Source organism: Rubripirellula lacrimiformis, assembly GCF_007741535.1.
Taxonomy (GTDB): Bacteria; Planctomycetota; Planctomycetia; order Pirellulales; family Pirellulaceae; genus Rubripirellula; species Rubripirellula lacrimiformis.
Genome location: NZ_CP036525.1, coordinates 7,104,441 through 7,130,334 on the forward strand (window position 1 = coordinate 7,104,441; position 25,894 = coordinate 7,130,334).

Genomic DNA, 25,894 nt, shown 5'->3' on the forward strand with positions numbered 1-25,894 from the left:
TCTTTCGTCGCGTTTGACACAACTAAAACTATGAACACAACCAACACTCTTGCACTTGTCGTGGACGACGAACCGCTGGTTCGAAACCTAACCGTACGCGCTTTGACGCGTGAAGGATTCGAATGCGACCAGGCTCAGGATGGCCACGAAGGCGCTCGCATGGTCGCCAAAAACGACTACACCGTTGTGGTGACGGATCTGAAGATGCCCAACCAAAATGGGCATGCGTTTGCCGTTGAATTGATGTCCAGCCCCCATCCACCGGCGGTTGTGATTCTGACCGGAGTCACCGAACCAAGACTTGCAAAGGATTTGTTGAGTCGAGGCATCGAAGACATTGTTTACAAACCGATCGACTATGCAGTTTTTGGGATGAAGGTCCGTGCGATTGCCGATCGGGCGTTGGCAAAGTCAGCATCCTCGAATTCCGCGACCGGTGCGGAAGCCGATGAAATGGCGGAAAATTCCATCTCACAAGCGAACCCGGGGCCGCTCGTTGCCGAGTCAGGCAGAGGACCAACCAGCCACGATGCGACAATCACGTTGGGATCGGTGGCCGAGCGGATCAAGTCGGGTGATGGAATCATCGCTATCGGTGAAGCAACGCTGCAGGTCTATCGCATGACGGATTCTGATGAACTGGATGCGAATGCGCTTTCGAATTCGATCGCCACCAGTGCGGTATTGAGCGACGAAATCATCAAGCTTGCCCAAAGTCCGTTCTACAACCCTGCGGGAGCGAAGGTCCCCGACCTGTCGCGGGCGGTGGTTCAAATCGGCAGAAAACGCGTTGGCCATCTCGCGTTGGCGGCAACGGCCCAAGCAGCCCTATCGATCGGCGACCCATCACCGCTGAACGTTCGTCTGATTTGGGCAAAGGGTGTCGCCGCGGGCTTGGCCGTCGAAATGATGGTGGAACAGGGCGGACACGAGGCGATTGCGGATGGTTTGGCGCTGTGTGCCACGATGCAAAATGCCGCTCCGGTCGCATTGGCCAGGCTGTTCCCCGGTCGTTACCAATCGATGGTCAACAAATGGTCCGACACCGGTGTTTCATTCGAAGCCGCAGAGAGAACCTGCTTGGGTGACGATCTGCAAGCCATCCACCGACTGGCCCTAGGCGCATCCGGCATGAGCCAACGCGAAATCGACGTGATTGTGCATCTGCGTGATGACGAAGACAGCCTGTCGAAGCTTCCCGAAGAACTGCAAAACCGAGTCAAACTGGTCAAGCTGGCCGGTCAGATCGCCGAGGCGGTCATCGGTGTCTGGGACAACTGGGACGAAATCGCCATGCCGGAACCCGGGGTCGCAGACGTCCTGCAGCTATGGTCGGTTGATACCATCATTGAAAGGACAACCGCCAACCTGAAAGGGATCAACCTAACATTCGTCGAAAACTCTAAGTCGTCTGCTGATGATCCAGATCCGCGCGAACTGACCTATTGCGATTCAGCGTCGGATTCGTTCGATTTCCTAGAGTCGGTTGTCTCGTCGATCATCCCCAACGTCGAACGCGGTTTCAATCCGACCGCGGCCAAGGGGAATGTCTTGGTGAACTGCATTGGTGCTTGCAACGAGGACATTTTTGCGATGGTGGAAACCGCCGAGGAGGCCGATCTGTGCGTCGCGATCAGTCGCCAAGACGAAGATTTTTATCAGAGCCTTCCACGGGTCGTTTCGTTCCCCAGTAGCTACGGCGTCGTCCAGTCGAAACTACGTTCTGCGGTCCAGTAGCCAGCGTGGATTTCCAGGGGTGGAAAAATTCAACATGCCCCCGGTGCTGTGCCCAATCCGACGAATACCCCGCCCCCCAATCTTGGTTAGGTGTGGCAACACAATCCCTGCCGACGACGGGGTCGCCGCGGTTGGCGAAGGTGTGTCAACGACGCCGCCGCGATCGCAATGGCGCCGCGAACCGCCCGCTGGCTGCTTCGTTGGCTAGAATGAATAGCGTGAAGGGGTTACTCCCATGAATTCATAGCAAGCATCACCCGAGAAACTAGAATGCAAGTTCACCAGCCTGCAGACCGGTGGGGACGTATCCTTGCTTTCGCGGCGAAGAACCTCCACTAGCCAGCAACCATTTCTGTTTGCTGGACACCAACAAACCGCCCTGTTTCGCCACAAGATCGCTGAACATTGCTTTTGCCTACACCTCGCTGCCGAATCGGCAAGTTGGCTTGCCTGTTCTTCGTCGTTTTCCCGCTTGCGCTGACCGGTTGTCGCGACCATTCCCACGCATCGTCCAACGAAGCGTTCGGCCCGGGAACCGTCGATATTGACCAGAATCTAGAGGCCGCGATCACCGCTTGGCGTTCCGGCGATCACCAGCAAGCTGGAAAGCGATTGAAACAGATTCTGATCGTTTCGCCCACGCATGCTGATGCGCTGTTCATGCTTGGACGAACGCAAGCAGCCCAGGGCAAAATTGAAACGGCGATCGACACGGTATCGGAGATTCCGCCGGGCAGATCCGAGGTCGCCATTGCGGCACTGGGGCAATCAGCGAACTGGTTCATCCAGCTAGGCCGCTACCAGGAAGCCGAGAGCCATTTACGAGCGTTGATCGAGGTCGATAACGATTCTTTTGTCGCTCATCGTCGACTGGCTGAACTGCTGAACAATCAAGGGCTGCGAAGCCAAGCGATTCCCCACATGCGGTCACTGGCGCGAATAGGTCAGCCCACCGAATACGAACTGTACGGGATGACGACGTTCCGCAATCCGTTCACGCATTTCATTGCCAGCGAAGGGAACGATGAAATCCGAACCGTCGGCTTGGGAATCGCCAGACGACTGCTTTCCAACGGAAAAACGGACCAGGCTGCCGCCATGGTCAAAACGCTGATGCAGCAGTCCCCCGAATCGACCGCCGTTTATGCGTTTTATGGACGGATCCTTGTCGACCGCCAGGACGACGCGGCATTGGCCGCCTGGCTGGCCTCGCCCCCACCAGGAATCGACCAACAGCCGGAATACTGGGCCGCGGTGGGCCAATGGTACCAACGTCACAACAAACACTCGATCGCAGTACGCTGTTTTTCAGAAGCGGTTTTGCGTGACGACACCGATCGCCATTCGTATCTTGCAATGGCTCGATCGTTGCAGGCCATCGACCACACCGAAGAAGCCGCGAAAGTGATGCAGCGATATTCGTTGCTAGACGAAGTCGACCTCTGCGTATCAGCGATCAAACGCACGCCCGATCAAATACGCCGATTGCCGATCGCGTTATCGGCTCTACGCCGCCATGATGAAGCGAAAGCGTGGTGTGGTCTACCAGAGTTTTCGGCAGCCAGACTGCCAACGCCGAAACCGGCCTCGGATGGGGCGGATCATTTCTGGGTCACCTGTGGGATCGATCCATCGCGATGGCCGTTACCCGACATCAACGAACCGGCAATTTCGGCTCCGCATTCGGTTGCCGAAACACCGTCGTCGTCCGCCCCGATCGTTCTTGCCAATGTTGCCGAACGTTCCCAACTGGACATGCAGTATTTGCCGGGGCCAGCCGGAACGGATCTCGATCGCCTGTTGCTGCACCAAACCGTTGGCGGTGGGGTGGCTGTCCTGGATTATGACCTGGATGGTTGTCCCGACCTGTATTTCAGTCAAAGCGGTGGGGCTGCCTTCGATCCGAACGGTTCCGCCCCCAATGCACTCTTTCGCAATCACGATGGCAAGACGTTTGCCCGGGTCGAATCATTGGCGCAGGTCGATGACCGTGGATATGGGCAGGGCGTCAGTGCGGGCGATTTGAATCAAGACGGATTCCCTGATCTGCTGGTCGCCAACATCGGCGTCAATCAATGGTTCATCAACAATGGCGACGGCACGTTCACACGCCGATCACTCAGCGAATCCAACGGCAGCAATCGCTGGACGACTTCCATCGCCTGCGGAGACGTTACCGGCGACACATTGCCGGACATCGTGGAAGCCAACTACATCGATGACGCGGCTGCGCTCGTCGGCCAATGCTGGGCGGTCGGAGGCCAGGGATTGTGCAACCCCAATCGTTACAACGCGGCCACCGACCGAACTATGGTCGCAACGATCGATGGCAACTTCAAGCCGTTAGCGACAGAGAGCCTCGATTTAGCCGGCTATGGATTCGCGATCGTGATTGGCAACATAGACCAACAATTTGGCAACGACATTTTCATCGCCAATGACACCGACCCCAACCATTTATGGCAGAGTCACCCACTTGATCCATCGCCGACCCAGTACGGGTTGCAGCAGGTCGGAACACTGATTGGTTGCGGCAATGGCACGACCGGCAATCCGAACAGTTGCATGGGCGTCGCGGTGGGCGACTTCGACCGGAACGGCCAGTTGGACTTGCATGTCACCAACTACACCGACGAATCGTCGGATCTGTTTCTTCAACAATCATCACGAATCTTCACCAACAGTGCGGTTCAGTATGGATTGGAAGAGGCAACCACACCAATGGTCGGATGGGGCACGCAGGCATCCGATTTCAACGCCGATGGATGGCTAGACTTGGCGATACTCAACGGGCACCTCTACAGCGCTCTGAACGACGGCACGCCGTATCGGATGCCGCCCCAAATTTTCCGCGGCGGGAAAGACAGATTCCACGAAGCAACCACAGATTCGCGAGACGATTCGTTTTGGAAAACGGCCACCGTGGGACGTACGTTGGCGACGACCGACTGGAATCGAGATGGCAAGACCGACCTCGTTGCGTACAACATCGACACGCCCGCCGCACTGTTGGAGAACCGATCCCAAGGTGGCCATTGGCTGCAGTTGGAATTGGTCGGTACGTCCAGTGAACGCAGTGCAGTCGGTGCCATCATCACCGCTACCTGTGCCGGCGAAAGCTGGACTCGTTGGGTGACATCGGGGGACGGATTCCAATGCAAAAACGAATCCATCCTGCATGTCGGACTAGGACAAACCGAGGGCGATTGCCGGATCGACATCACCTGGCCATCCGGGAACCAGCAAACATTCGACCGCATCCCGATCAACCAACGCTATCTGGCCATCGAGAACGATCCACAGCTGCACAGTCGTGATCAGGACCCAGGCGATCAAGACCCAGGCGATCAGGACCCAGGGAGCTAGGACGAAATCCATCGGATGCCATCGACGGATAGGCCACCGGAGGTATGCCGAACGATCAGCGGTGTGGCGGGAAACACCCGCGACAGCGAATCTGGAAAGCGTAGCCTACGCAGGGCTTCGGTCCGGTCCAATGATTTGTGCGGAAGTGCTTCACGTCCCGCTGCTGCAGCGAGCCGAGGGCGCGTCAGCGGCGGCTAGTCCCCCATGGCCTGCTGTCTTAGCGCCAGCGGCTAGTCCCCCATTCCGCGGGGAATTCGTCAACGGGGCCATTCGGGATCCCGCTGATCGACACGTCGTTTAAGGGATGCGTTGGATCTGATAGTCTGTTTTCATGGCCTGCGCTGCCACCGACAGATTTGGTGGGCAAATCCTAGGCCCCATGAAGACGTGGACGCCGTTTCCGACCAATTGCAATCAACGGATCGATGATCATTCGCAGGTTGCCCGGTCGGTTCGGTGCCAGCCAGCGAACGTTCTGCAAAGAATATGTCCGATCCAACCTCGACCGAAGCCTCGCAACCGAGATCTCATTTCGGGACGGTGGTCGCGGTGCGCGGCAGCGTCGTCGACGTGGGATTTACCGAGCGGTTGCCTGCGATCCATACGATGCTGCGAACGGGTCCCAATGACGAGATCGCGATCGAAGTGCTGGCGCAACTGAATGCCCATCTGGTGCGTGGGATTGCACTAACACCCACGCAGGGGTTGGCCCGTGGGATGCAAGTGACCGACACCGGAGCTCCCTTGCTGGCTCCTGTGGGCAAACCGATCCTGTCGCGGATGTTGGACGTTTTCGGCAATACGATTGATCGTGGTGAGCCCTTGGAAGACGTCCAATGGCGAAGCGTGCACCAATCGCCACCTGCACTGGTCCGCCGATCGACAAAATCGGAGGTGTTCGAAACGGGGATCAAAGCGATCGACGTACTGTTGCCCTTGGAACGCGGTGGCAAGGCGGGGCTGTTCGGCGGCGCCGGAGTTGGCAAGACGGTGCTATTGGCCGAATTGATCCATAACATGGTCGGGCACCAGGAGGGGACAAGTATCTTCTGTGGCATCGGGGAACGCTGTCGCGAAGGTGAAGAACTCTATCGCGAAATGAAATCCGCCGGTGTCCTCGACAACATGGTGATGATTTTCGGTCAGATGAACGAACCGCCGGGCAGCCGGTTTCGTGTTGGCCATGCAGCACTGACGATGGCCGAGTACTTCCGGGACGAAGAACATCACGACGTGTTGCTGTTGATCGACAACATTTTTCGCTTTATCCAAGCCGGCATGGAAGTCTCGGGGTTGATGGGCCAAATGCCATCGCGTTTGGGCTACCAACCGACGATGGGAACCGAGCTTTCCGGTTTGGAAGAGCGGATCGCCAACACGGATTCCGGTGCCATCACGTCGATCCAAGCGGTGTACGTTCCTGCCGACGACTTTACCGATCCCGCCGCAGTCCACACGTTCTCGCACTTGTCGGCTTCGATCGTGCTGTCACGCCAACGAGCGAGTGAGGGTTTGTTTCCGGCGATTGACCCACTGCAGTCCAATTCCAAGATGGCGACACCGGGAATCGTTGGCGAGCAACACTACGAATTGGCACAGCAGATCCGACGCACACTGGCCCAATACGACGACCTAAAAGACATCATCGCGATGTTGGGTCTGGAACAACTATCGCTGGATGATCAAAACGTCGTCGCCCGCGCCAGACGGCTAGAGCGATTCCTGACTCAACCGTTTTTCACCACCGAGCAGTTCACCGGGTTGAAAGGGAAATCGGTCAGTTTGGAAGATTCGCTGGACGGGTGTAGGCGGATATTGAACGACGAGTTCAAAGACTTTCCGGAAAAGTCTCTGTACATGATCGGTAAGATCGACGAAGCCAGAATGCCCAGCGAATCGAATCCGGACACCGACAAGGAGACGCCGCATGCCAACACCAGCACGCATGACGCTTAAGATCCTGTTGCCGTTTCAAGTGCTCGTCCAGCGTACCGATGTAACGCGAGTGGTCGTGGAAACTCAGTCTGGTTCCTTTGGACTGTTGCCACATCGACTCGACTGCGTAGCCGCCATCACGCCGGGGATCCTGGTCTACGAAACCGAAGACGCAGGCGAGGCGTTTGTGGCGGTGGATGAGGGCGCGATCGTGAAGACCGGATGGAACGTCGTGGTATCGGTGCGCAACGCGATCGAGGGCGTGGAATTGAGTGAACTTCGTGACGCCGTGCAGAGTGAATTTTTAACACTGAATGAACAAGAGCAAGACGTTCACGCCGTTCTGGCCAGGATGGAAGGCGATTTCATTCGGCGAATTGCGCAGTTTCATAATGAATAGTGAACGCGAACCGAATCCAACGCACCGGGCCAGTCAAGCCAGTCAGTCTGCCAAGTTCGCATCCCAAGTGGACCAAAAAGCGAAACGCAAGATCAAGGCGAAACGAAATCGCGACACCGGCGTTTGGTTTGGACTAGGCATGATGGGGCTGATCGGTTGGTCGGTGGTGCTGCCGACGCTTGCCGGGACGGCCGTTGGCATGTGGCTAGACCACCGATTCCCACGCAGCCAGTCGTGGACACTGATGTTGTTGGTGGCGGGCCTGCTGATCGGTTGTTTCAATGCCTGGATGTGGGTTTCCAAAGAAGACAAAGCGATGCACGAAGAGAAAGAGGACGACAATGAATGAGATTACAAACACCGCAGTGCCGCTCGTGGCGGGATTGATCCTCGGTGCGATTTTCTTTGGCGGGTTATGGTGGACCATTCGTGGTGGCCTGACCTCGGATCACCCTGCGTCTTGGTTCCTAGTCAGCCATTTTGCACGAATGGCTGTGACATTGGCGGGTTTCTACTTTGTCGCCGACGGACAGTGGCAACGAGTACTCGTTTGTCTTGCCGGATTCTTGATCGCCCGAGTGATCGTGACTCGGTTGACGCGAATCGAAGAATCGTCGGGGCCACGTCTTGGAAAGGAGAGCGACCATGCGTCTGAGTCCGGATGAAATCATTTTTTGGCAGTCGGGCATCATCAAGCTGAACGGCACGATTGTCTTTACTTGGGGCATCATGTTGGTGCTTACCGTCGGATCGCTGTTGATCACTCGGACGTTGTCGACCGAAATCAAACGTACTCGCTGGCAAAACCTGCTAGAGATCATTGTGACTGGAATCGTGGGGCAAATCGAAAGCATTGGCCTTCGCAAACCCCGGAAATACCTGGGGTTCATCGGGACACTCTTCCTGTTTGTGGCCACCGCAAGTCTGTTCACCATCGTGCCGGGTTATGAACCGCCGACGGGGTCACTTTCGACCACCTGTGCGCTGGCACTATGCGTGTTTGTCGCTGTCCCGATGTTTGGAATCGAAGACCAGGGGGTCGTCGGTTACATGAAATCCTATCTTCAACCGACGTTCATCATGCTGCCCTTCAATCTGATCAGCGAAGTTTCTCGGACGCTGGCACTGGCCATTCGATTGTTCGGCAACATGATGAGCGGAGCGATGATTGTCGGCATCTTGCTTTCCATCACCCCGCTGCTTTTCCCGATCGTGATGACTCTGCTAGGACTGCTGACCGGGATGGTCCAGGCATACATTTTTAGCATTTTGGCAGCGGTCTACATTGCTGCGGCGACACGCGTTCGCCAGCCAAAGGTCGAAACGCCATCCGCTACCACAACCGCTTAACAAAACTTCCAAAGGAAACAACATGGACAGCATGACTTGGATCGCGGTGACATCGATTGTCATCGCAGGAATCACGACGGGATTTGGCACCATGGGGCCCGCTTTGGCCGAAGGCCGGGCGGTTGCCACTGCACTGACATCGATCGCTCAGCAACCCGACGCTTCGCCCACGATCACGCGAACGCTGTTTGTTGGTTTGGCAATGATCGAATCCACGGCAATCTATTGCTTCGTCGTGTCGATGATTTTGATCTTTGCCAACCCGTTTTGGAACCACGCCATTGCTCAAGCGACAGGAAATTAGGCGATGCTCATCGATTGGTTCACCGTCGGTGCGCAGACGATCAACTTTTTGGTCTTGGTCTGGCTACTGAAACGTTTTCTCTACAAACCCATCCTGGATGCGATCGAAGAACGTGAAAATCGAATCGCAAGCGAACTCGCCTACGCCGACAAGCAAAAGCAAGAAGCCAAGCAGGAACGGGACGAGTTCACAAAGAAAAACGAAGAGTTTGACCAACAGCGAAGCGCATTGCTGAGCGAGGCGACTGAAGACGTCAAGGCGAAGCGATTGCGGTTGCTTGACGAGGCCCGAATCGAGGCGGATGGCCTGCGCGCGAAAAGACAGGAATCGCTGAAACGCGAACTAGCCAGTTTACGATCCGAAATCACACGGCGGACTCAGGCGGAAGTGTTTGCGATCGCACGACATGCCTTGACGGACTTAGCCGATGCCGATCTGGAAAGTCGAATGTGTGAAGTGTTCCTCGCTCGCCTTCGATCGGTTGACGATGACGTGAAGCAAACGGTTCGTCAGTGCAAACTGTCAGATTCGGATCCTGCCGTTGTTCGCACCGCTCTGCAGCTATCCGCACCGCAACACGATGCCATTGAAGACACGATCCATGAAGTGTTTTCAAGCGAGATGCCGGTGCGATTTGAAACCGATGCCGAAATCGCCAGCGGGATTGAGTTGACGCTTGGCGGCCAAAGGATCGCCTGGAGCATTGGTGACTATCTGACATCGCTTCAGAACAGCGTTGATCAACTGCTCGACGACGATTCACCACAGGCGGATAATGTGCAAGCGAGTGTCGTCCAATGAACGATCCGCACGGCTTCATGCAAGTCACCTTCGAGCGATCATTCCAGCGGATTTCTCGTGGTCGTCAGTCATTTTCGCCAAAGCTGCGGCCGCACGAGGTCGGGACGCTGTTGAGTGTCTCGACGGGTATCGCTCAGGTCACCGGATTGCCGGGGATTGGGTACGACGAGATTCTGACGTTTCGCAACGGCACGCTTGGCATTGCCTTCAATGTCGATGCCGATGAAATCGGTGTCGTGCTGCTCGGGGACTACTCGACACTTCAAGCCGGTGCGGAAGTGCACCGAACGGGCCGCGTCATGGACGTGGCGGTCGGCGACGAACTACTCGGCCGCGTGGTCGACCCGCTTGGAAGTCCGTTGGATGGACGGGCACCGATCATTTCGAACGATCGCAAGGCTGTGGAGCGGCCGGCGGCTTCGATCATGGACCGTGCCCCCGTCACGGTGCCGCTGCAGACCGGGCTGAAAGTGGTTGACGCATTGATTCCGATCGGCCGTGGCCAACGTGAATTGATTTTGGGAGATCGGCAGACGGGCAAGACCGCGATCGCGATCGACACGATCCTGAACCAACGCGACCAGGATGTCGTTTGTGTCTACTGCGCGATTGGTCAGCGTGCATCGACCGTTGCAAAAGTGGTTGCGACTTTGAAGGAACAAGATGCGATGGACTACTGCGTCGTCGTCGTCGCCGAAGGAAACGATCCACCGGGCTTGTCCTACATCGCACCCTACGCGGCAACCACTATCGCAGAGCACTTCATGGAACAGGGCCGCGATGTGCTGATTGTCTATGACGACCTGACGCACCACGCTCGCGCCTATCGAGAATTATCGTTGCTGCTGCGGCGTCCGCCCGGTCGCGAAGCTTTTCCCGGTGATATTTTCTATCTGCACGCACGCCTACTGGAACGGTCCACTCACCTGCGCCCGGAACTTGGCGGCGGATCGCTGACGGCACTTCCGATCATCGAAACAGAGGCCCAAGACATTTCCGCGTACATCCCAACCAATCTGATTTCGATCACCGATGGGCAGATCTATCTATCACCGTCGCTGTTTGAGTTAGGAATTTTGCCAGCCGTCGACGTCGGCAAGTCGGTGTCACGGGTCGGCGGCAAAGCACAACTCGCTGCCTACCGTGCAGTCGCAGGTGACCTGAAATTGGCGTACGCGCAATTCGAGGAACTCGAGACCTTTTCCAAATTTGGCGCTCGAGTCGATGAATCAAGTCGCAAACTGATTGAGCATGGCCGCCGCATCCGGGCTTGTCTTCAACAAGCCGAACATTCGCCCGTGTCCGTGCCGGCGCAGGTGATGGTGCTGTTGGCGTTGACCGACGGTCTGTTTGATCAGGTTCCCATGGATCAGATGCCCAGTGCGGAAGCTGCCATTCGAGTCGCCGCGGCAAGCCTTCCCAGCGTGATCCAGGAACGTTTTCAAACTGCGGATTCGCTGAGTGATGCCGATCGCGGCGCGATCCTGAAAGCCGCCCGCGATACGCTGCAGTTGTTTCAGCCACATGACAAGACGCTTCCGCCGAGTCAGGGAGCGACCACGTGAGCCGAACGACAGCTAGCCTGAAACGGCAGATTGGCGGAGCCACGGATCTGCAATCGGTGGTGCGTACGATGAAAGCGATGGCCGCATCCAACATCGTTCAGTTTGAAAGTTCGGTTCGCGCGTTGGCCGACTACAATCGCACCGTCGAACTGGCACTGGGGGTGTGCTTGCGAGAAGTGGAATTCGCCGATCCCCACCCCCCGCCGGCTGGGCAAAACGCCGCGAACACCACAGCCGCGATCGTATTTGGATCCGACCAAGGACTGGTCGGACAATTCAACTCCATCATTGCAGAGCAAGCTCTCCAAACGCTGGCACCGTTGCCTGGCAAGCACTTGATATGGACGGTCGGCGAACGCGTCCACACATCCCTAGCCGATTCAGAATCGCAGTTGGTCGGTCAATTCAATGTGCCAAGCACCGTCAAGGCAATCGCGCCGCTGATCGGCCAACTTCTAGTCGAATACGAGGCGCAAACGGAGCAAAACACGGGGAACCAACTGTTCCTGTTCTACAATCGCCCTACCGTCGGATCTCTATACGAACCCGTCAGCCAACGTCTTTTGCCACTGGACGCCCCATGGCGTCGACAGCTATGCGAGACTCCGTGGCCAACAAAGAATTTGCCACAGGTTTTGGGCAACCATCTACCAACGATGCGCAAACTGACCGGTGAATACCTGTTTGTATCCATATTCCGTGCCTGTGCCGAATCGTTGGCAAGCGAGAATGCAAGTCGATTGGCGGCGATGCAACGAGCCGACAAGAACATCGAAGAACTCCTTGTGAAACTCAACTCGTCCTTTCACCGCCAGCGACAAAGCAGCATCGACGAGGAACTGTTCGACGTCGTCGCAGGTTTCGAAGCATTTCGAAGTTGAACGTCCATGGACGTCTTGTTTGATCGAAAACGAGAAGCAAACAATCACCGGGCGCGTTTTGCCCCCCTGCATCACCAATGGGCCGGCGCAGCCGCACTACCAGACGGTGTAGGGTCGTGTATCGCTGAGAAATTTTTCGGCATCAAGGAAGCATTCTGCCCCATTTTTGAAGACTCGCACCTGGGTCCTGTGCAGCTTCAGTAGCGGTCGCAGCTTCTTCAGACAGGTGACAAAGTGCTGCATCTCGGGTCGGTAATGCCCGCTCTTGGCGGTGACAACCTGAAGCCTTCCAGCTTTCACTTTCCACTCGCCTGCTCCCTTGACCGGGTTTCCCTCCAAAAAACTGGAATGGTGAAACCGACCGATACGATGGCTGCCGGTATAGAAAACATCATGGCGGCTGAGCACAAAAATCGCCCATCCTGGTCCCGACTCGGCGGTCGACATGGCTGCCGTATCGACCGGCTGGGAAGCTTGGAACAACAGGGCACCATCTTTGATGACGCGGTAGCGTTTCCGGGCCTGTTCATCCAGATAGGCCACGCCACGAATCATCGTTTTCACTTTGGAGGTCGAAATATTCGCATCTTCCCAATTTGCGTATTTCGCGACGTTTGCTATCTCCGCTTGGTCTCTCAGGGATTTTTGTCCCATCTGAAAGCCTTTTCGAAGCAACGCGACCACACCAAATTCCCCCAGCCCATTGAGCCACTCGAAGAACGGTTGCGGCGGCTGAATTTCGCGATACTTTGCCAAACAAGCCAACAGCAAATCGCCCATTCGGTGACGACTGTCGATTTTCTCGAGATTGTAATGCTCACTAGCCAGACTTCGTAGCGGATCGCCTTTCGGCTGTCCAACCGTCGCTTGCTGCCGGACCTGCATTTGCTGCTCTAGCTGCCGATGAAAGGTCTCCCAAACTTTCTTCTTGTGTTGCGTAACCCCTGTCCCCACAAGGGATTCCATGTGGTTGTCGAAGGCGCAATCGACCTCGACGTACTGTCCGTAATTCGGAACAGGGGCGTCACAGTATTCGCCGTAAAGAAAGTCGTTGGCGGATACGGTGGTTGCTGGGGTGGGTAGCATGGCGCAGGCTACTCGGTGGACAGTGGAGTTCGCTAAGAGACATAGTCGTCTTCACCCGAATCATCGGGCCACCTTCATTGGTCGTCGTTTTCAGCGCTGGAACATGAGTCGGACTTTCTCGTTACCGCGCGTCATCGGTCTCGGACCGCTGATTCTCAAGGATTCCGGCCGCTGCGGTTGCAAGGCTTCGCAAGGTGGGATCGTTCATGAATTTGCTGATCGGCAGCGTCAGTTCCAATCTTGCTTCGATGGTATTTTTCAGTTCGATCGCCATCAGTGAATCCAGACCGAGCCCACCAAGTGGTTGATCGGGATCCAAGGAAGCGGCCTTCATCGACATAATTTTGGCCAACTGGTCGGCAAAGTACGCGACCAGCAGATCCGTACGGTCGTCGTCGGAAGACGCGAAATACTTTGTCAAGAACACCGCATCGCGCGCCGTCGCGGTCGCCGAAACGACTTGACCGGATCCAGGCATCCATCCACGCAGAACCGACGGCAAGGACTTGGCATTCGCACCCGCCAACATCCGTCCAAAATCCGCATCGACAACCACAGCGACCGGCGGTGCATTCGGCTGGGAGGCATCGATCAGCAAGTCGATCGCTCGGTCAAACGCCAGCGGATTCAATCCGCGAGCGGCCAGATTCCGAAGCCGATCAGGATCGTTGGCCATACCACCATTTGCACCGGAATCCACCGTTGATTCCGCCCATGGCCCCCAGTGGACCAGCGAAGCAGGCAGTCCGCGTGATCGTCGGTCGCTGGCAAAACCTTCTAAGAAAGCGTTGGCGGCCGCATAGTTGCTTTGGCCAGGTGATCCAAAAACGCTAGCGACCGACCCGAGCATCTGGAAACTGACGATCGGATGATCCGCCAATGCACGATCCAACACTTGGGCCCCGATCGCTTTCGGCGTCATCACGAGCCGTATCGATTCGGGCGAAGTTTCGTGCAGCAGTCGATCGTCCAGTAACCCCGCAGCGTGATAGACATGGGATACCTGACAATGTTCGCCCGGCAGGGTCGCAATCGCCGATCGCAGCGATGATTCGTCGCTGCAGTCGGCTTGCAAATAGTGACATTCGGCACCTTGCTGCCGCGTCCATCCTTGAAGTGCGCTGATCGCCTCGGATACGGGCCGTCGGGCGACCAGGGCAACCGACCGGGCCCCGCGCTGGATCAACCGGCGGGCCAATCCGATCGCGATCGCACCGCTGCCGCCGGTGATCAAGTGCAAACCGTGGGACGATGCGGTGTCGGGCTGGGTAGGCGGAACGGAGACGACAATTTTCCCCATGTTGCGACGCGCGGCCATGAACCGCATGGCCGCTGGCAATTCGTCCATCTGGAACCAAGTAATGGGCACCGGCCGATAGATACCGGCTTCGAATTGGCGTACCACCTGGTCGAACAGTTCACGGACTTCGTCGGCGCGGCTGCGAAACATCCGATCCAGATCAATCGCCGAATAGGTCAAGTTGTCTTGGAACGGCGCTAGCCCGACGGGACGATTTTGGTAGATGTCGGTCTTGCCGATTTCAAGGAATCGGCCATAGGGAGCCAATGCACGCAATGACTCGTCGATCCATTCGCCAGGTAGTGAATTCAGAACGATGTCGACACCGCGGCCGCCGGTCCGTGACCGCAATCGATCCATCGATCGGATATCACGGCTGTCAAAAACGTTGTCGGGATCCAGGCCAAGCTGAACCAACAGTGTTCGTTTGACGGTGCTTCCGGCGGTCGCAAACACGGTGGCCCCCATGCTTTGTGCGACCTGAATCGCCGCCAAGCCAACCCCACCGGCCCCGGCATGAATCAAAATCGATTCCCCACGTCGAATTCGACCGATGTTGCAAATCGCATGATGGGCTGTCATGAAAGCGATCGGCAGCACGGCGGCTTCTTCGTCGGTAAAGTTCGCCGGGATCTTGGCAAGCAAGTAGTCATGCGTTGCATCGTCGGTGGCAAATCCGTGCGGCACGACTCCCATCACACGATCGCCGAGGCTGAACCGATCAACGCCGGCCCCTAACTTGGTGACGGTTCCCGCGATCTCGATCCCCAGCGGTGTGACGTCATCACGGATGCCGGGGTAGAGCCCCATCGCCTTCAAGACGTCACTGAAGTTCAAACCAACCGCTCTGATCGACACACCGACTTCGCCGTCGCCAGCCGGCGGAGGCACAATTCGCTCGGCGATCAGTCCGTCCAATCGATTGGTACCGTCCAACCGAATTCGGTAAGCCCCGGATGTGGGCACCGCAATTTCGATGGCAGCTGCTGCATCAGCAATCGTCGAATGACTAGGCAGCGTGCGTGTGGATTGCAGGCGAGGATGCCACCAACGTCCATCGCGCCAAGCCGATTCGGTTTCAGTCGGCAATTGCGACAGTGCGTTGGAAACCGATACGCCCGCATCGTCGTCAAACTTGTCGACATCCAAGTGCTGTAGATCCAGCTGCGGATGTTCGTTGGCCGCCACTCGGCAAACCGCGGCGACCGAAGTAGCGACCGGATCCACAGGATCACCATCCACGACGGCGGCCGCGCGACAGGTCACCACCGTCAAACGCGGTGGTGGATCGGCAACCAACGCCTGCTGAACCCAGTGGATCACATCAGTTACCCGGTCGATGGATCGATCATCGGCAATGAACGCCTCGCCGGACAAAGTGTCGGCAACCGAACCATTCGCGTCGGTGGCAAGATCGGGCGCCACGACATACACCCAATGCGGCCGCCGATGTTGACGATTCGCACCCACGTCGGGACCGGATGTCCACACCGGATCCCCGAACCATTCGGTTGGTCCGTTTGCATCCCCATCGGAATCAGAGCCATCCACCGATCCGCCGGTGTGCGGCGGTGGAACGTCCGTGGATTCCGTCCAGATGACTTGATAGCGCCAAGCTTGGGTGTCGACCATTCCCGAATCTTGCCTTCGCGACAAGCTGGTTAGACGCACCGCACGCAGCATGGCAACCGGTTTGCCGGTGGCATCCAAGCAATCGACGTCCGCAATCAATTCGCCAGCGGTATCGCTGTCGCGGCGAACCACGATTGCCGATGCGATGGGTTGATCACTTTGCACGATCAACCGGCCGACACCGACGGGCAGATAAGTTTCCACCGGGTCGCTACCCGATGCCGCATCGTGTGGACGATTCGGGATTTCGGGATCGGCAGCAGACGGTTTCGACGTCAGCGAATGGGCCGTCGGTGCCACGGTGGCAATCAACTGCAGGGCGCCGTCCAGCAGCGTGGGATGCAGCCGCAGGCGACCAACATCGCTGGCCAGATCGTCATGGATTTGAAGGCTGCCGCTGGCACAGGTTCGATCCGAGACGATCTGATCGAGCACGCGAAAATAGTTCCCGTACTGCAGTCCTGCGTCATCGAAACGATCGTAAAGCCAATCCGGATCGATCCCACCGGCCGACAACGGGGGTGGCGAAAGCGGCGTGATGCGTTGGCTGCCATCCGGTTCATCAGAGGCTGACTCGGCATCCGTAACGATCACCACTGCGGATGCACATCGCTGCCAGTTCGCATCGGGTTCATCCGTACGCGAATCGATGTGGATCGAATGGCGTCGAACGCCGGCGTCCACCGTGATTTGAAGCGTGACCGATTGATCGTCATCCAAAAACAATGCGCGGTCAATTTCGATTTCGCGCAGTTCAAAACCATCGGGCATCGAAACGCTGGCCGCCGCACGCAGCGTTTCGATCCATGCGGCCGCTGGCATCGTCACCGATCCACTGACCACGTGATCGGAAACATAGTTTGGGTCGGATTTGCGAACGACGTTCGTGTAGATCGTTCTTCCATCGGCCAGCGACTGGGACGAACCCAACAACGGATGAACTCGATCCCCAGCGCCGCCATCGTTGCCGATCCCAGGTGGATCGTACCAATGCCGTTGACGTTGAAATGGATAGGTCGGCAGATGGGCGAGGTCCACTGGAAAGATCGTCGCCAACTTTGCCCACTGAACCGGCGCCCCGACACACCAAGCCATCGCCAGCGCCGATACCCAGGATTGATAGTCATCGGTTTTGGGATTTAGCGATGGCACGCAAACGTAGGAATGGGCTTCATCCGCATCAGCCGTTGCCGCCGAGGCATGACGAATCATTCCCGCTAACTGCGATTTCGGGCCAATCTCGATCGCCATATCAAGCCGACCGCGACTCAGCTGATCGATCGTGTCGGTAAATCGAACCGGGGCCACCAAGTGTCGGATCCAGTAATCCACATCGATCGGCTGATCGTATCGCGCACCGGTCATCGAAGAAAGGAACGACACATTGCGAGGGATCACAGCAGGTTTCAAAAACGACGCCAACTTGGCTCGCAGCGGTTCAACCGCGGGTTTCATCAACGGGCTGTGAAAGGCGTGCGACACCTGCAATGGTCGCACCACCACGTCGCTTTGCCGAGCGATCGCAAGCACCCGATCGACCTCGTCGGCGAGTCCGGCGATGACCGTGTTGCCAGGTCCGTTCATGGCTGCGATCACCGCAGTCGATTTGGATTGCCGGATCCAATCTTGAACTTCGTTCGCTGAGGCCAAGATCGCAGCCATGGTACCGCCGGCCGGCAAACGTCCCATTTCGGCCCCACGGTGGGCGGCGATCCGCAACGCGTCATCACGAGAGATCGCCTGGGCAGCGTACAAGGCCGCGATCTCGCCGATGCTATGACCGGCGACCACATCGGGGACTACTCCGAAATGCCCAAACGTATCGACCAACGCACACTGAACGGCGCAGATAGCGACCTGGGCAAAGGACGTGTGGTCAATCGTAAGTTCCCCCGACTGCCCCGCCAAAATCTGCGCCAGCGGCACGGTCAGTTCCGCATCGATCGAATCGGAACAGGCCTGCAGGGCCGACGCAAAAACAGGCATCGTTTCGGACAGTCGCCGTCCCATGTCGACGTACTGGGCCCCTTGGCCCGTGAACAGCATCGCCACTTTGCGTCGTCGACCAACAGGTTTCCGGCCTCGCAAGACGGTCCCAACCGCGGATGCCGTGTGGTCCGGATCGCGGCTTGCGAACTCGCGCAGTTGCCGCACCATCTGGTCCGCATCGGCAGCGACAATCGCGACTCGCTCCACCAAGCCCGAACGGGCGACTGCTGCGGTGCCGCAAATGTCACGAAAACCGGCGGCCGAATCCATATCGCCCGACGTGGCAATTGCATCGGCATAACATTCGGCCAGAACCGGCAGCGCATCCGAATCGGCGGCGGAAAGCGGCAGGACGATTTCAGGTGCAATCGGGCGCGTTGCCGATGCAGAGTGCTGACGAGATGAATCATGATGGAGCGATCCCGGCGTGCTTTCAGACTTGGCAGCAGCCTGGACGATCAGGTGCGCATTGGTGCCGCCGAATCCGAACGAACTGACGCCTGCGACCGTTGGCATTCCCGACGGCAGGTCCCAGGGTGTCGTCGTGTCGGCGATCTGGATTTCCGTTCGATTGAACCGGACATTCGTGTTCAGGTTGTGAAAGTTGACCTGGCCGGGGATGCGTCGCTGTTGGAACATCAGCAACACCTTGATCAAACCTGCGATCCCGGATGCGGTTTCGGTGTGGCCGATGTTGGCTTTGACGCTGCCGACGCGGACGGCCGGCAGATTCGGATCGCGGCTGGCAAACACTTCCGACAGCGCCATCAGTTCAATCGGGTCTCCCAGTGGCGTTCCCGTCCCGTGGGCTTCGACATAGCTGATGTCATTGATGTTCAGATTCGCCTGCTGCAGTGCATCCCGAATGACACGGGTTTGCGCCGGGCCGCTGGGGGCAGTGATCCCGCTGGTACGGCCATCTTGATTGACGGCACTGCCGCGGATGACGCCAAGAATGGGATCCCCATCTCGTTGGGCATCCGACAGCCGTTTCAGCAGCACAACGCCGCAGCCTTCACCGCGAACATACCCGTTGGCCGAATCGTCAAAGGGCCGGCAATGCCCATCGGGGCTAAGCATCCTAGCTTTGGAGAACGCGATGGTCGTTTCGGGCGACAGGATCAGATTCACTCCGCCCGCCACGGCGGCGTCACATTGCCCGGTGGCCAACGTCACAACGGCATTGTGGATCGCAACCAGAGCCGACGAACAGGCGGTGTCGACGATGTAGGACGGACCTTGGAAATCGAACAGGTACGAGATCCGGCCGGCTGCGATGCTAAGTGCGTTCCCGGTGCCGATGTGCGCGTCGACGTGATCAAAATAGTTGGGATAGCGAGCGGGGATCTTGGAATAGTCCGTGCCACCGATGCCGATGAAGACGCCGGTTTTCGACCCAGCCATCGATTCGATGGGGATGCCGGCATTTTCGAATGTTTCCCAAGTGACTTCCAACAGCAACCGTTGCTGTGGATCCATCCGAGACGCTTCGCGGGGCGTGATCCCAAAGAACGCGGCATCGAACTGGTCAACGTCATCGATGGCGCCCATTGCGTTGACCGACATCTTCCCAGGTGATCGTCCGGTCGGATCAAAGAAGCGTTCGCTATCCCAGCGGTCCCCGGGCACCGGCCCGATCGCTTCGCGGCCGGATTCGATCAGATCCCAATATTGGTCGATCGATGCGGCGCCGGGAAATCGGCACCCCATTCCAACGATCGCGACGTCTTGGGATCGCCCCGATTGCGGTGGCTGTGCGGCGACACGAGCGGCGACATCCGGCGCGACCGAGTCGCCGGCGACGGCGCCCGCTTGGCGGCGTCGCTGGGCCAGACGTTTTCGCAGCAGTTCTTTCTGGGCGGGCGACAGATTGGCGATACGGTCACCGACAGGTGCGGCAGGATCCGATTTAGGTGGGTCGTTTGTCGGCGAATGCATGGTTGATTTCGTCGTCAGAAAGGCCCTCGATTTCGTCGAGTAGACCGTCTAACTCTGCGTCCGAGATTTCGTTTTGATTGGTTTGCTGGTCTGCCACGCCGACAATTTGCTGGGCGATGAATTCGCTAAGCCGGGCAACCGTAGGGTAGTTCCAAGCGACGATCGGTGTCAGTTCGACACCCGACCAGTCCTCGATTTCGCCGCTCATTTCGACCGCGGTCATCGAATCGAGACCATAGTCGGCAAATGGTTTTTCCAGTTCGACATCCGACGGGTCCACGCCCGCCCGCGCGACCAGCCACTTGGTCATCCAAGTTTCGGTTTCGGCGACTACTGCCGCAAAGTCGTCGGGATGTGGCTGGGATGGCAACACGGGGATCGTGATCGGCACCTGCTGGGCACCGGATGATCGGTCGTAACGGTATTTGGTTTTGATTTCGTCGGCATCAAACAGTTCGCGACATCGGCTCCGCTGCACCTTGCCACTGCTGGTCAGCGGCACGATGGCCGGGCGGACCAACCACACGTGACGCGGATCCACTTCGTGGACTTCGATCACCGCACGGCGGATCGAACGCACCAAATCGGGCAACCCGGCAGGGTCGGACCGTCGGGGCAATTCAGCCACGATCGCCAATGCCTCGCCGCGTCCGCCTTCGACCGAAAACGCGGCGCACTGTCCACCATCGGGACCGATCGTTGCCGCGGTGGTGGCTTCGATGTCCTGGGGGAACAGGTTGCGACCACGCAAAATGATGACGTCCTTTAGCCGGCCGGTGACGTACAAGTCGCCCTGATGCAAGAATCCGATATCGCCCGTTCGGCAATAACCCGACTGACCGCCGTCCAAAGTGGCATCGAACATGGCGGCGTTTTCGTCGTCACGATTCCAGTAGCCGCCGGTGATGCTGGTGCCTTGCAACCAAATTTCGCCAACCGTGTCTTCGCCCACTTCGCGGCAGGTTGCTGGGTCGACCAGTTTCAATTCGTTCTGGTAAGACGCCGTGCCACAGGACACCAGTTTCTGGAACGCGGCCCCGCGACCATCCGGCGTCACCAGCGGTCGGCCCGTCCCCAAGGATTCTCGCTGGACCGTCAACACTTTGGGAGTCTTCGGGCCATCGCCGCCGGCGGCCAACAAAGTCGCTTCGGCCAAACCATAGCAGGGGTAAAACGAATCCGACGAAAACCCACTGCTAGAAAAACGGCTGGCAAAATCCTGCAACGTTCGCGGCAGGATGGGTTCCGCACCTGAAAACGCAATCCGCCAACGGCTTAGATCCAAGCCGTCGGTTTGATCCGGCGAAATTCGGTCGACACACAATTGATAGGCAAAATTCGGCGCGCCGCTGATCATTGCCCGGTGATCCCCAATCGCCTGCAGCCATCGGAGCGGACGTTGCAAGAAAGACCGCGGACTCATCAAAACCGTGCGTCCGCCCACGTACAACGGTTCTAGGATTCCGCCGATCAGTCCCATGTCGTGAAAGAACGGCAGCCAGAACACGCCACATTCGATCTCGGCATCGGGAGTCTCTGGCGCTTGCCATTCGATGTGAAATCCGCGACGAATCGCTTCCAGATTGGCCAACACGTTGCGGTGCCGAACCATCACCCCTTTGGGTTCGCTGGTGCTACCGCTGGTGTATTGCAATAGCGCCAAAGATTCACCGTCGGACGCCAGCGAATCCGGGGAAATCCATGCTTGGCTCGCTTGGGCGGCATCATCAATCTGGGTCACCACGCGTGCGGCGGCGACCGCCGATGGCCCCAATTTGTCAGAATCCAGCCCATCAATGCTGGAACGATCGCCCAGAATTGCGTCCGGGCGGCAATCGTTGGCGGCCGAATCGAGCCGCGGAATCTCGCGACCAGGTTTCGGATAGCAGGTGGGGACAGGAGTCCAACCTGCGATCTGGCATCCCAAGAAACCCGACAGAAATTCGATGCCCGGTGGATACAGCAACAATGCCCGGGGGGCACCATCGCCCCTCGGCCCAACATCCAAAGCATCCAACATCGCAGCAACGGCACAGGACCGTCGCCACAGTTCCGCATACGACCACGTGGTCTCGGATTGGTCATCATCCAAATAGGTGATGGCTGGGCGTTGGCCGTGAAGCTCCGCACGCTTACCAATCCACTGGGCCAATGTGGTCGCAGCTTGGAGTTCGGGAGGAGCCATTGAGTCGATGAACCGTGATTTCGAGCGATAGGACAAGACTTCCACCGTGGTTGGCGGATCGAAGCATCCATCATTCTAGATCAAATCTTCTCAAATCAAATGCTCGACTGCCAGATTCCCCCGACCAATCCGGGGGGGAACCAGTCAACGCAGCGTCCAGCTTAGAACATGCGGCGAATCAGTGGCTGGCGACGTGGTTGGCGGACATCCATCCGCGTCGTCGGCATCGGCATCGGATTGCCTCGATAATAGTTCCGGCGAACCGTGTTTCCGTACACGTGCAGAGGCCGATAAGGACGCATCTCGATTGGCATCGATTCAATCTGCTGACGATATTCGCCCGTAGCAATGATGACGGGTGACCAGCCGGGTTCGGCCGCGGCATCGTCAGAGATCCAAACTGTTGCGGCAAGTAAAACCAGCAATCCAACCATCTTTCGCATGACAAATGTTCTCGGTGAAGCGTGTCAAAGGTGAAACTCGCACGGCCGCATTTCTGCGTGGGAATCGTGCGATGCTCGTCAGCCTATCCAGTCTGACTGATTGCTTGAAAAATACCACGCCCCAGAGCGCGCAGAGCCCCTGGTCGTTAGATTCGGACAAATTCCGCCAAATCTCCCTTCCGAGAATTACGGTCATGCCACCGCCGTGCCGGGATCCGAAAATCGACGCTTGGTCTACAATCGTTCAGGACCAGCGATTTTGAGTCTGGGTTCGTTTGAAATGAATAAGGAGAGATGCATGTCCGGTTCGCCTGAGCAGGATGATTCGGTGCCGCAGTCAGCCCAGACATCGTTGGGATTTTCCCAGAAGGGATCAGGACGCATCGGCGGCAAATCCAAGGCTGGCGGGATAGCCGTGATCGCCCTGGTCGCCATCTATTCGTTCTCTGCCCCGATGCTGAACGAGCGATTTGGGTGGTCGCTGCCGGCGGTGCAAACCGACCGTGACGGCAACGTTCGCATGGCGGATTCGGCATCCGATGCGAAGGGTGGTGGCACCAAGACTGGGGATACCAGCGCGGTCGGCACCAACCCGTCCAACGCAAAAACCACCGGCGATACGGTCGATCGATCTTCGTCGCCCATGTCGACCGCGACGGCCAACGATTCGCCGACTGCGGGGGGGGCCGGTTCGGCAACAGGTTCAGACGACCTGCTGCACGGATTGCTGAAAGAGGTTTCGCCCAATCGATACCTATCGCCGGCCGGATTGCTGTACACGCCCGGCAGCGCCGAAGGACACCGACTGGAACACCTGCGGCGGCATACCAAGGACGACCCTGGACGTCCCGGCAGCCATGGTGTCTTTGATGGCGACATGGAAGGCGCGTTGGTGACGATCGATCGCGCTTACGAACGGGCCAAGAAGAATCAGCGAACCACCAAGAAGGTCGACGATGGGCGAACGATCTACACCGTCGACATGGGAGGCCGAATCGGATTTGTCGGCGGACGCGACGGAAAACGCAAACGCAACCCGATGGCCCGACGGGTCCGAATCGTGCTCGATGGCGACCGAGTCATCACGGCCTACCCGATGTAGCAGTCCCCCCCAAACTTCGAACATCGATACCGAACAATTTTCACACATCCCTCTTCCTGCCATCGGAGCCTGCTCGCCGTGAGCCCCAAACATTCCATTGATTTCTGTCCCGTTTGCGGTGGCGGACTGTGTGGCATCCGCGTCTGCGGTGTCGCGGACGAAAATTCCGAAGACCGTTTTGCCAAGACCGGATCGACCGAACCACACGGGCTGATCATCTGTGACGAATGCGAAGCGATTTGGTTAGAACCCGATATCGCGACGCCGCATCAGTACCCGGCGATCGAAGACGCGCAGTGCCCGATCTGCCACGATCCGTTGTGGGGCAAACAAAGCCGATGGGCCAACATGGACGACATCGAAATGTTGAATTGGCAGTACGCGGTCAATCCGGACTTGGACGGGGCAACCGACGAAGGTACCGCCTAGTGGGTCCGGCGCAAGCGTCTGATGGTAGGTCCGGCGCAAGCGTCTGATGGCAGGTCCGGCGCAAGCGTCCGCTGGGCGGTTCGCGTGGGGCGCGACACCACACGGTTTAGCGGAACACGTCGACGGCACAGACCAGCCGCGGTTTGCCTTGGTAGATGACCGTCTGGCCGGGCTGAAGTTGACGGACACAGTCCCATCCACCTTGGGTTGGCCACAGATTCTGTTTCCCGTCGGGTCGAACGATCGCAAAGCTGCCCGCGTCCATGCAAACGATCAGGGCTTCGCAGTTTTCCAAGGTCAGCCCATCATCAATCTGGTCGTCGTCAAAGAATTTATCCCGGTACGCAACTTCCCCACTTGGCTTGGCGGACGCAGCCGCCGGGCCGTGCAGATCCTGCTGCTTCAGGTCCTGCTGTTCCCGTCGGTCCGTGGACCGGGGCAGCTTCTTGGTGGGGGTTAAATTCGTCATGCGGGCATCCTTGGGACTGCATCTGACACGGTAGGTCAATCATAGGTTAGAAACCAGCAGGTTGCCGCCCCCTTAAACATCGACTTCGAACTTTGCCGGTCGCCCCAAACACATCGCTCGCCAAACATCTCCCCGCCCGCTGATCGAAAAAGACGTGCTGAAAAAAATTGAAATCCCATCCAGCGTTGATCGCAGGCCGATTCCTGACAAAATCAAACAGCGCATTGATTCTGCGCTAGCCCGAATCGAAAGGTTCCAGGACCGTTGGGATCGGCCCCAGATCGAGCAGTTTGTCGCGGCCGATTATGCCCACGTTTATCAGTCACTCGACTGGACACTTCAGACCCAAATGACGATCGGCCAGCGATTCGTCGAATGGGGATGCGGGTTCGCAATCGTCAGTGCCGCAGCCGCGACGCTTGGCTTGGACGTGATCGGCATCGAAGCCGAAGATGTCCTGCTAACCCAAGGCCGAGAAACGATTGCCGACTGGGATGTCGAACTGGAACTGTTTCACGGCAACTTTTTGCCGCCGGGCGCACAGCGATTGGCCGACGATCCAATGCTGCCCAGCTTGGGACACCCGGTCCCCGATGCTTATGCGAAGATCGGATTGGACTTGGACGATTTTGCGATCGTGTATTCCTATCCTTGGCCAGGCGAAGACGACTTTCACGAGGTCGTCTTCGAACGCTACGCCGCTCGCGGTGCACTGCTGTTGATGTTCTGTGGCCCGAACGACATTCGGCTGTACCGCAAAACCTGACGTCGATGAAAGCGATCCGCCAGAGCCAGCGAGCAGATCGGCGAGGCCGTCTGTGGGCGGCTCAGCCGAGGAGATCAAGATTGCGTCAGTCATCGCTATCCGTGAGGCCCGCTCGGCGGCTAAGCCGGCCGTTCTCGTCAGCGGCCGGGAATCCCCCAATGCCCGTGGCCTCACGGCCAGCGGATCACTAGGGTCGCTGAAAGTTCGACTAAATCG

At 57.8% G+C, this 25,894-nt stretch carries 20 protein-coding genes; 14 read left to right on the forward strand and 6 right to left on the reverse strand.

Annotated features, from left to right (window positions below):
- Positions 1 to 30: 30 nt before the first annotated feature.
- Positions 31 to 1,737, forward strand: coding sequence for a response regulator (locus tag K227x_RS24835; protein WP_145174325.1), 1,707 nt, complete (start codon positions 31 to 33; stop codon positions 1,735 to 1,737).
- Positions 1,738 to 2,002: 265 nt separating this feature from the next.
- Here the strand turns inward: K227x_RS24835 and K227x_RS30855 are convergent, their stop codons facing one another.
- On the reverse strand, positions 2,003 to 2,143 hold the full coding sequence (locus K227x_RS30855; protein WP_218933508.1) for a hypothetical protein: 141 nt from the start codon (positions 2,141 to 2,143) through the stop codon (positions 2,003 to 2,005).
- Between K227x_RS30855 and K227x_RS24840 the strand changes: the two genes are divergently transcribed.
- The 10 genes from K227x_RS24840 to K227x_RS24885 all read left to right on the forward strand — a co-directional run bounded on the left by K227x_RS24840 (position 2,143) and on the right by K227x_RS24885 (position 12,339).
- Complete coding sequence (locus K227x_RS24840; RefSeq protein ID WP_145174328.1) at positions 2,143 to 5,103, forward strand: FG-GAP-like repeat-containing protein; 2,961 nt, start codon at positions 2,143 to 2,145, stop codon at positions 5,101 to 5,103. The genes K227x_RS30855 and K227x_RS24840 overlap by 1 nt on opposite strands.
- 486 nt (positions 5,104 to 5,589) lie before the next feature.
- On the forward strand, positions 5,590 to 7,059 hold the full coding sequence (gene atpD / locus K227x_RS24845) for a F0F1 ATP synthase subunit beta (RefSeq protein WP_145174331.1): 1,470 nt from the start codon (positions 5,590 to 5,592) through the stop codon (positions 7,057 to 7,059).
- Positions 7,031 to 7,438: a F0F1 ATP synthase subunit epsilon gene (locus K227x_RS24850; protein WP_246146209.1), complete on the forward strand. Its 408-nt coding sequence runs from the start codon at positions 7,031 to 7,033 to the stop codon at positions 7,436 to 7,438. Before atpD ends, K227x_RS24850 begins: the two co-directional genes overlap by 29 nt.
- Positions 7,431 to 7,787 carry an AtpZ/AtpI family protein gene (locus tag K227x_RS24855; RefSeq protein WP_145174334.1) on the forward strand — a complete coding sequence of 119 codons (357 nt, stop codon included), beginning with the start codon at positions 7,431 to 7,433 and terminating at the stop codon, positions 7,785 to 7,787. Before K227x_RS24850 ends, K227x_RS24855 begins: the two co-directional genes overlap by 8 nt.
- Positions 7,780 to 8,103, forward strand: coding sequence for an ATP synthase subunit I (locus K227x_RS24860; protein ID WP_145174337.1), 324 nt, complete (start codon positions 7,780 to 7,782; stop codon positions 8,101 to 8,103). Before K227x_RS24855 ends, K227x_RS24860 begins: the two co-directional genes overlap by 8 nt.
- On the forward strand, positions 8,084 to 8,788 hold the full coding sequence (locus K227x_RS24865; RefSeq protein ID WP_145174340.1) for a F0F1 ATP synthase subunit A: 705 nt from the start codon (positions 8,084 to 8,086) through the stop codon (positions 8,786 to 8,788). Before K227x_RS24860 ends, K227x_RS24865 begins: the two co-directional genes overlap by 20 nt.
- 22 nt (positions 8,789 to 8,810) lie before the next feature.
- Positions 8,811 to 9,092: a F0F1 ATP synthase subunit C gene (locus K227x_RS24870; RefSeq protein ID WP_145174343.1), complete on the forward strand. Its 282-nt coding sequence runs from the start codon at positions 8,811 to 8,813 to the stop codon at positions 9,090 to 9,092.
- A gap of 3 nt (positions 9,093 to 9,095) precedes the next feature.
- Entirely contained in the window at positions 9,096 to 9,893 is a 798-nt protein-coding gene (locus tag K227x_RS24875) for a F0F1 ATP synthase subunit delta (protein ID WP_145174346.1), read from the forward strand.
- On the forward strand, positions 9,890 to 11,458 hold the full coding sequence (locus K227x_RS24880; protein WP_145174349.1) for an alternate F1F0 ATPase, F1 subunit alpha: 1,569 nt from the start codon (positions 9,890 to 9,892) through the stop codon (positions 11,456 to 11,458). The genes K227x_RS24875 and K227x_RS24880 overlap by 4 nt, the downstream gene beginning before the upstream one ends.
- Entirely contained in the window at positions 11,455 to 12,339 is an 885-nt protein-coding gene (locus K227x_RS24885; RefSeq protein ID WP_145174352.1) for a F0F1 ATP synthase subunit gamma, read from the forward strand. Before K227x_RS24880 ends, K227x_RS24885 begins: the two co-directional genes overlap by 4 nt.
- A gap of 96 nt (positions 12,340 to 12,435) precedes the next feature.
- On the opposite strand, the gene K227x_RS24890 is transcribed toward K227x_RS24885, so the two are convergent.
- From K227x_RS24890 to K227x_RS24905, 4 genes are all read right to left on the reverse strand, one after another.
- Positions 12,436 to 13,425, reverse strand: coding sequence for a calmodulin-binding protein (locus K227x_RS24890; protein WP_145174355.1), 990 nt, complete (start codon positions 13,423 to 13,425; stop codon positions 12,436 to 12,438).
- A gap of 121 nt (positions 13,426 to 13,546) precedes the next feature.
- Positions 13,547 to 20,284: a type I polyketide synthase gene (locus tag K227x_RS24895; RefSeq protein WP_145174358.1), complete on the reverse strand. Its 6,738-nt coding sequence runs from the start codon at positions 20,282 to 20,284 to the stop codon at positions 13,547 to 13,549.
- Positions 20,256 to 22,469: an AMP-binding protein gene (locus K227x_RS24900; protein ID WP_145174361.1), complete on the reverse strand. Its 2,214-nt coding sequence runs from the start codon at positions 22,467 to 22,469 to the stop codon at positions 20,256 to 20,258. The genes K227x_RS24895 and K227x_RS24900 overlap by 29 nt, the downstream gene beginning before the upstream one ends.
- Before the next feature lie 161 nt (positions 22,470 to 22,630).
- Positions 22,631 to 22,912, reverse strand: a complete 282-nt coding sequence (locus K227x_RS24905) for a hypothetical protein (protein ID WP_145174364.1) — start codon at positions 22,910 to 22,912, stop codon at positions 22,631 to 22,633.
- A 298-nt stretch (positions 22,913 to 23,210) separates the two neighbouring features.
- Between K227x_RS24905 and K227x_RS24910 the strand changes: the two genes are divergently transcribed.
- Together K227x_RS24910 and K227x_RS24915 are read left to right on the forward strand one after the other, a co-directional pair.
- The gene (locus K227x_RS24910) at positions 23,211 to 24,014 is read left to right on the forward strand and encodes a hypothetical protein (RefSeq protein ID WP_246146210.1); all 804 of its coding nucleotides are present in this window, start codon (positions 23,211 to 23,213) and stop codon (positions 24,012 to 24,014) included.
- A 78-nt stretch (positions 24,015 to 24,092) separates the two neighbouring features.
- Complete coding sequence (locus K227x_RS24915; protein WP_145174367.1) at positions 24,093 to 24,443, forward strand: hypothetical protein; 351 nt, start codon at positions 24,093 to 24,095, stop codon at positions 24,441 to 24,443.
- Between the two features lie 106 nt (positions 24,444 to 24,549).
- Here K227x_RS24915 and K227x_RS24920 read toward each other — a convergent pair whose 3' ends face one another.
- The gene (locus tag K227x_RS24920; protein WP_145174370.1) at positions 24,550 to 24,912 is read right to left on the reverse strand and encodes a hypothetical protein; all 363 of its coding nucleotides are present in this window, start codon (positions 24,910 to 24,912) and stop codon (positions 24,550 to 24,552) included.
- A 154-nt stretch (positions 24,913 to 25,066) separates the two neighbouring features.
- Here K227x_RS24920 and K227x_RS24925 point away from each other — a divergent pair, with 154 nt between their 5' ends.
- Positions 25,067 to 25,678 carry a methyltransferase domain-containing protein gene (locus K227x_RS24925; protein WP_145174373.1) on the forward strand — a complete coding sequence of 204 codons (612 nt, stop codon included), beginning with the start codon at positions 25,067 to 25,069 and terminating at the stop codon, positions 25,676 to 25,678.
- Positions 25,679 to 25,894: the final 216 nt, after the last annotated feature.

Excerpts from the sequence above, each read along its gene's own strand:
- K227x_RS24835 (WP_145174325.1), top strand. The coding sequence starts at position 31 with ATGAACACAACCAACACTCTTGCACTTGTCGTGGACGACGAACCGCTG.
- K227x_RS30855 (WP_218933508.1), bottom strand. The coding sequence starts at position 2,143 with ATGTTCAGCGATCTTGTGGCGAAACAGGGCGGTTTGTTGGTGTCCAGC.
- atpD (WP_145174331.1), top strand. The coding sequence starts at position 5,590 with ATGTCCGATCCAACCTCGACCGAAGCCTCGCAACCGAGATCTCATTTC.
- K227x_RS24850 (WP_246146209.1), top strand. The coding sequence starts at position 7,031 with ATGCCAACACCAGCACGCATGACGCTTAAGATCCTGTTGCCGTTTCAA.
- K227x_RS24855 (WP_145174334.1), top strand. The coding sequence starts at position 7,431 with ATGAATAGTGAACGCGAACCGAATCCAACGCACCGGGCCAGTCAAGCC.
- K227x_RS24860 (WP_145174337.1), top strand. The coding sequence starts at position 7,780 with ATGAATGAGATTACAAACACCGCAGTGCCGCTCGTGGCGGGATTGATC.
- K227x_RS24865 (WP_145174340.1), top strand. The coding sequence starts at position 8,084 with ATGCGTCTGAGTCCGGATGAAATCATTTTTTGGCAGTCGGGCATCATC.
- K227x_RS24870 (WP_145174343.1), top strand. The coding sequence starts at position 8,811 with ATGGACAGCATGACTTGGATCGCGGTGACATCGATTGTCATCGCAGGA.
- K227x_RS24875 (WP_145174346.1), top strand. The coding sequence starts at position 9,096 with ATGCTCATCGATTGGTTCACCGTCGGTGCGCAGACGATCAACTTTTTG.
- K227x_RS24880 (WP_145174349.1), top strand. The coding sequence starts at position 9,890 with ATGAACGATCCGCACGGCTTCATGCAAGTCACCTTCGAGCGATCATTC.
- K227x_RS24890 (WP_145174355.1), bottom strand. The coding sequence starts at position 13,425 with ATGCTACCCACCCCAGCAACCACCGTATCCGCCAACGACTTTCTTTAC.
- K227x_RS24895 (WP_145174358.1), bottom strand. The coding sequence starts at position 20,284 with ATGCATTCGCCGACAAACGACCCACCTAAATCGGATCCTGCCGCACCT.
- K227x_RS24900 (WP_145174361.1), bottom strand. The coding sequence starts at position 22,469 with ATGGCTCCTCCCGAACTCCAAGCTGCGACCACATTGGCCCAGTGGATT.
- K227x_RS24905 (WP_145174364.1), bottom strand. The coding sequence starts at position 22,912 with ATGCGAAAGATGGTTGGATTGCTGGTTTTACTTGCCGCAACAGTTTGG.
- K227x_RS24910 (WP_246146210.1), top strand. The coding sequence starts at position 23,211 with ATGTCCGGTTCGCCTGAGCAGGATGATTCGGTGCCGCAGTCAGCCCAG.
- K227x_RS24920 (WP_145174370.1), bottom strand. The coding sequence starts at position 24,912 with ATGACGAATTTAACCCCCACCAAGAAGCTGCCCCGGTCCACGGACCGA.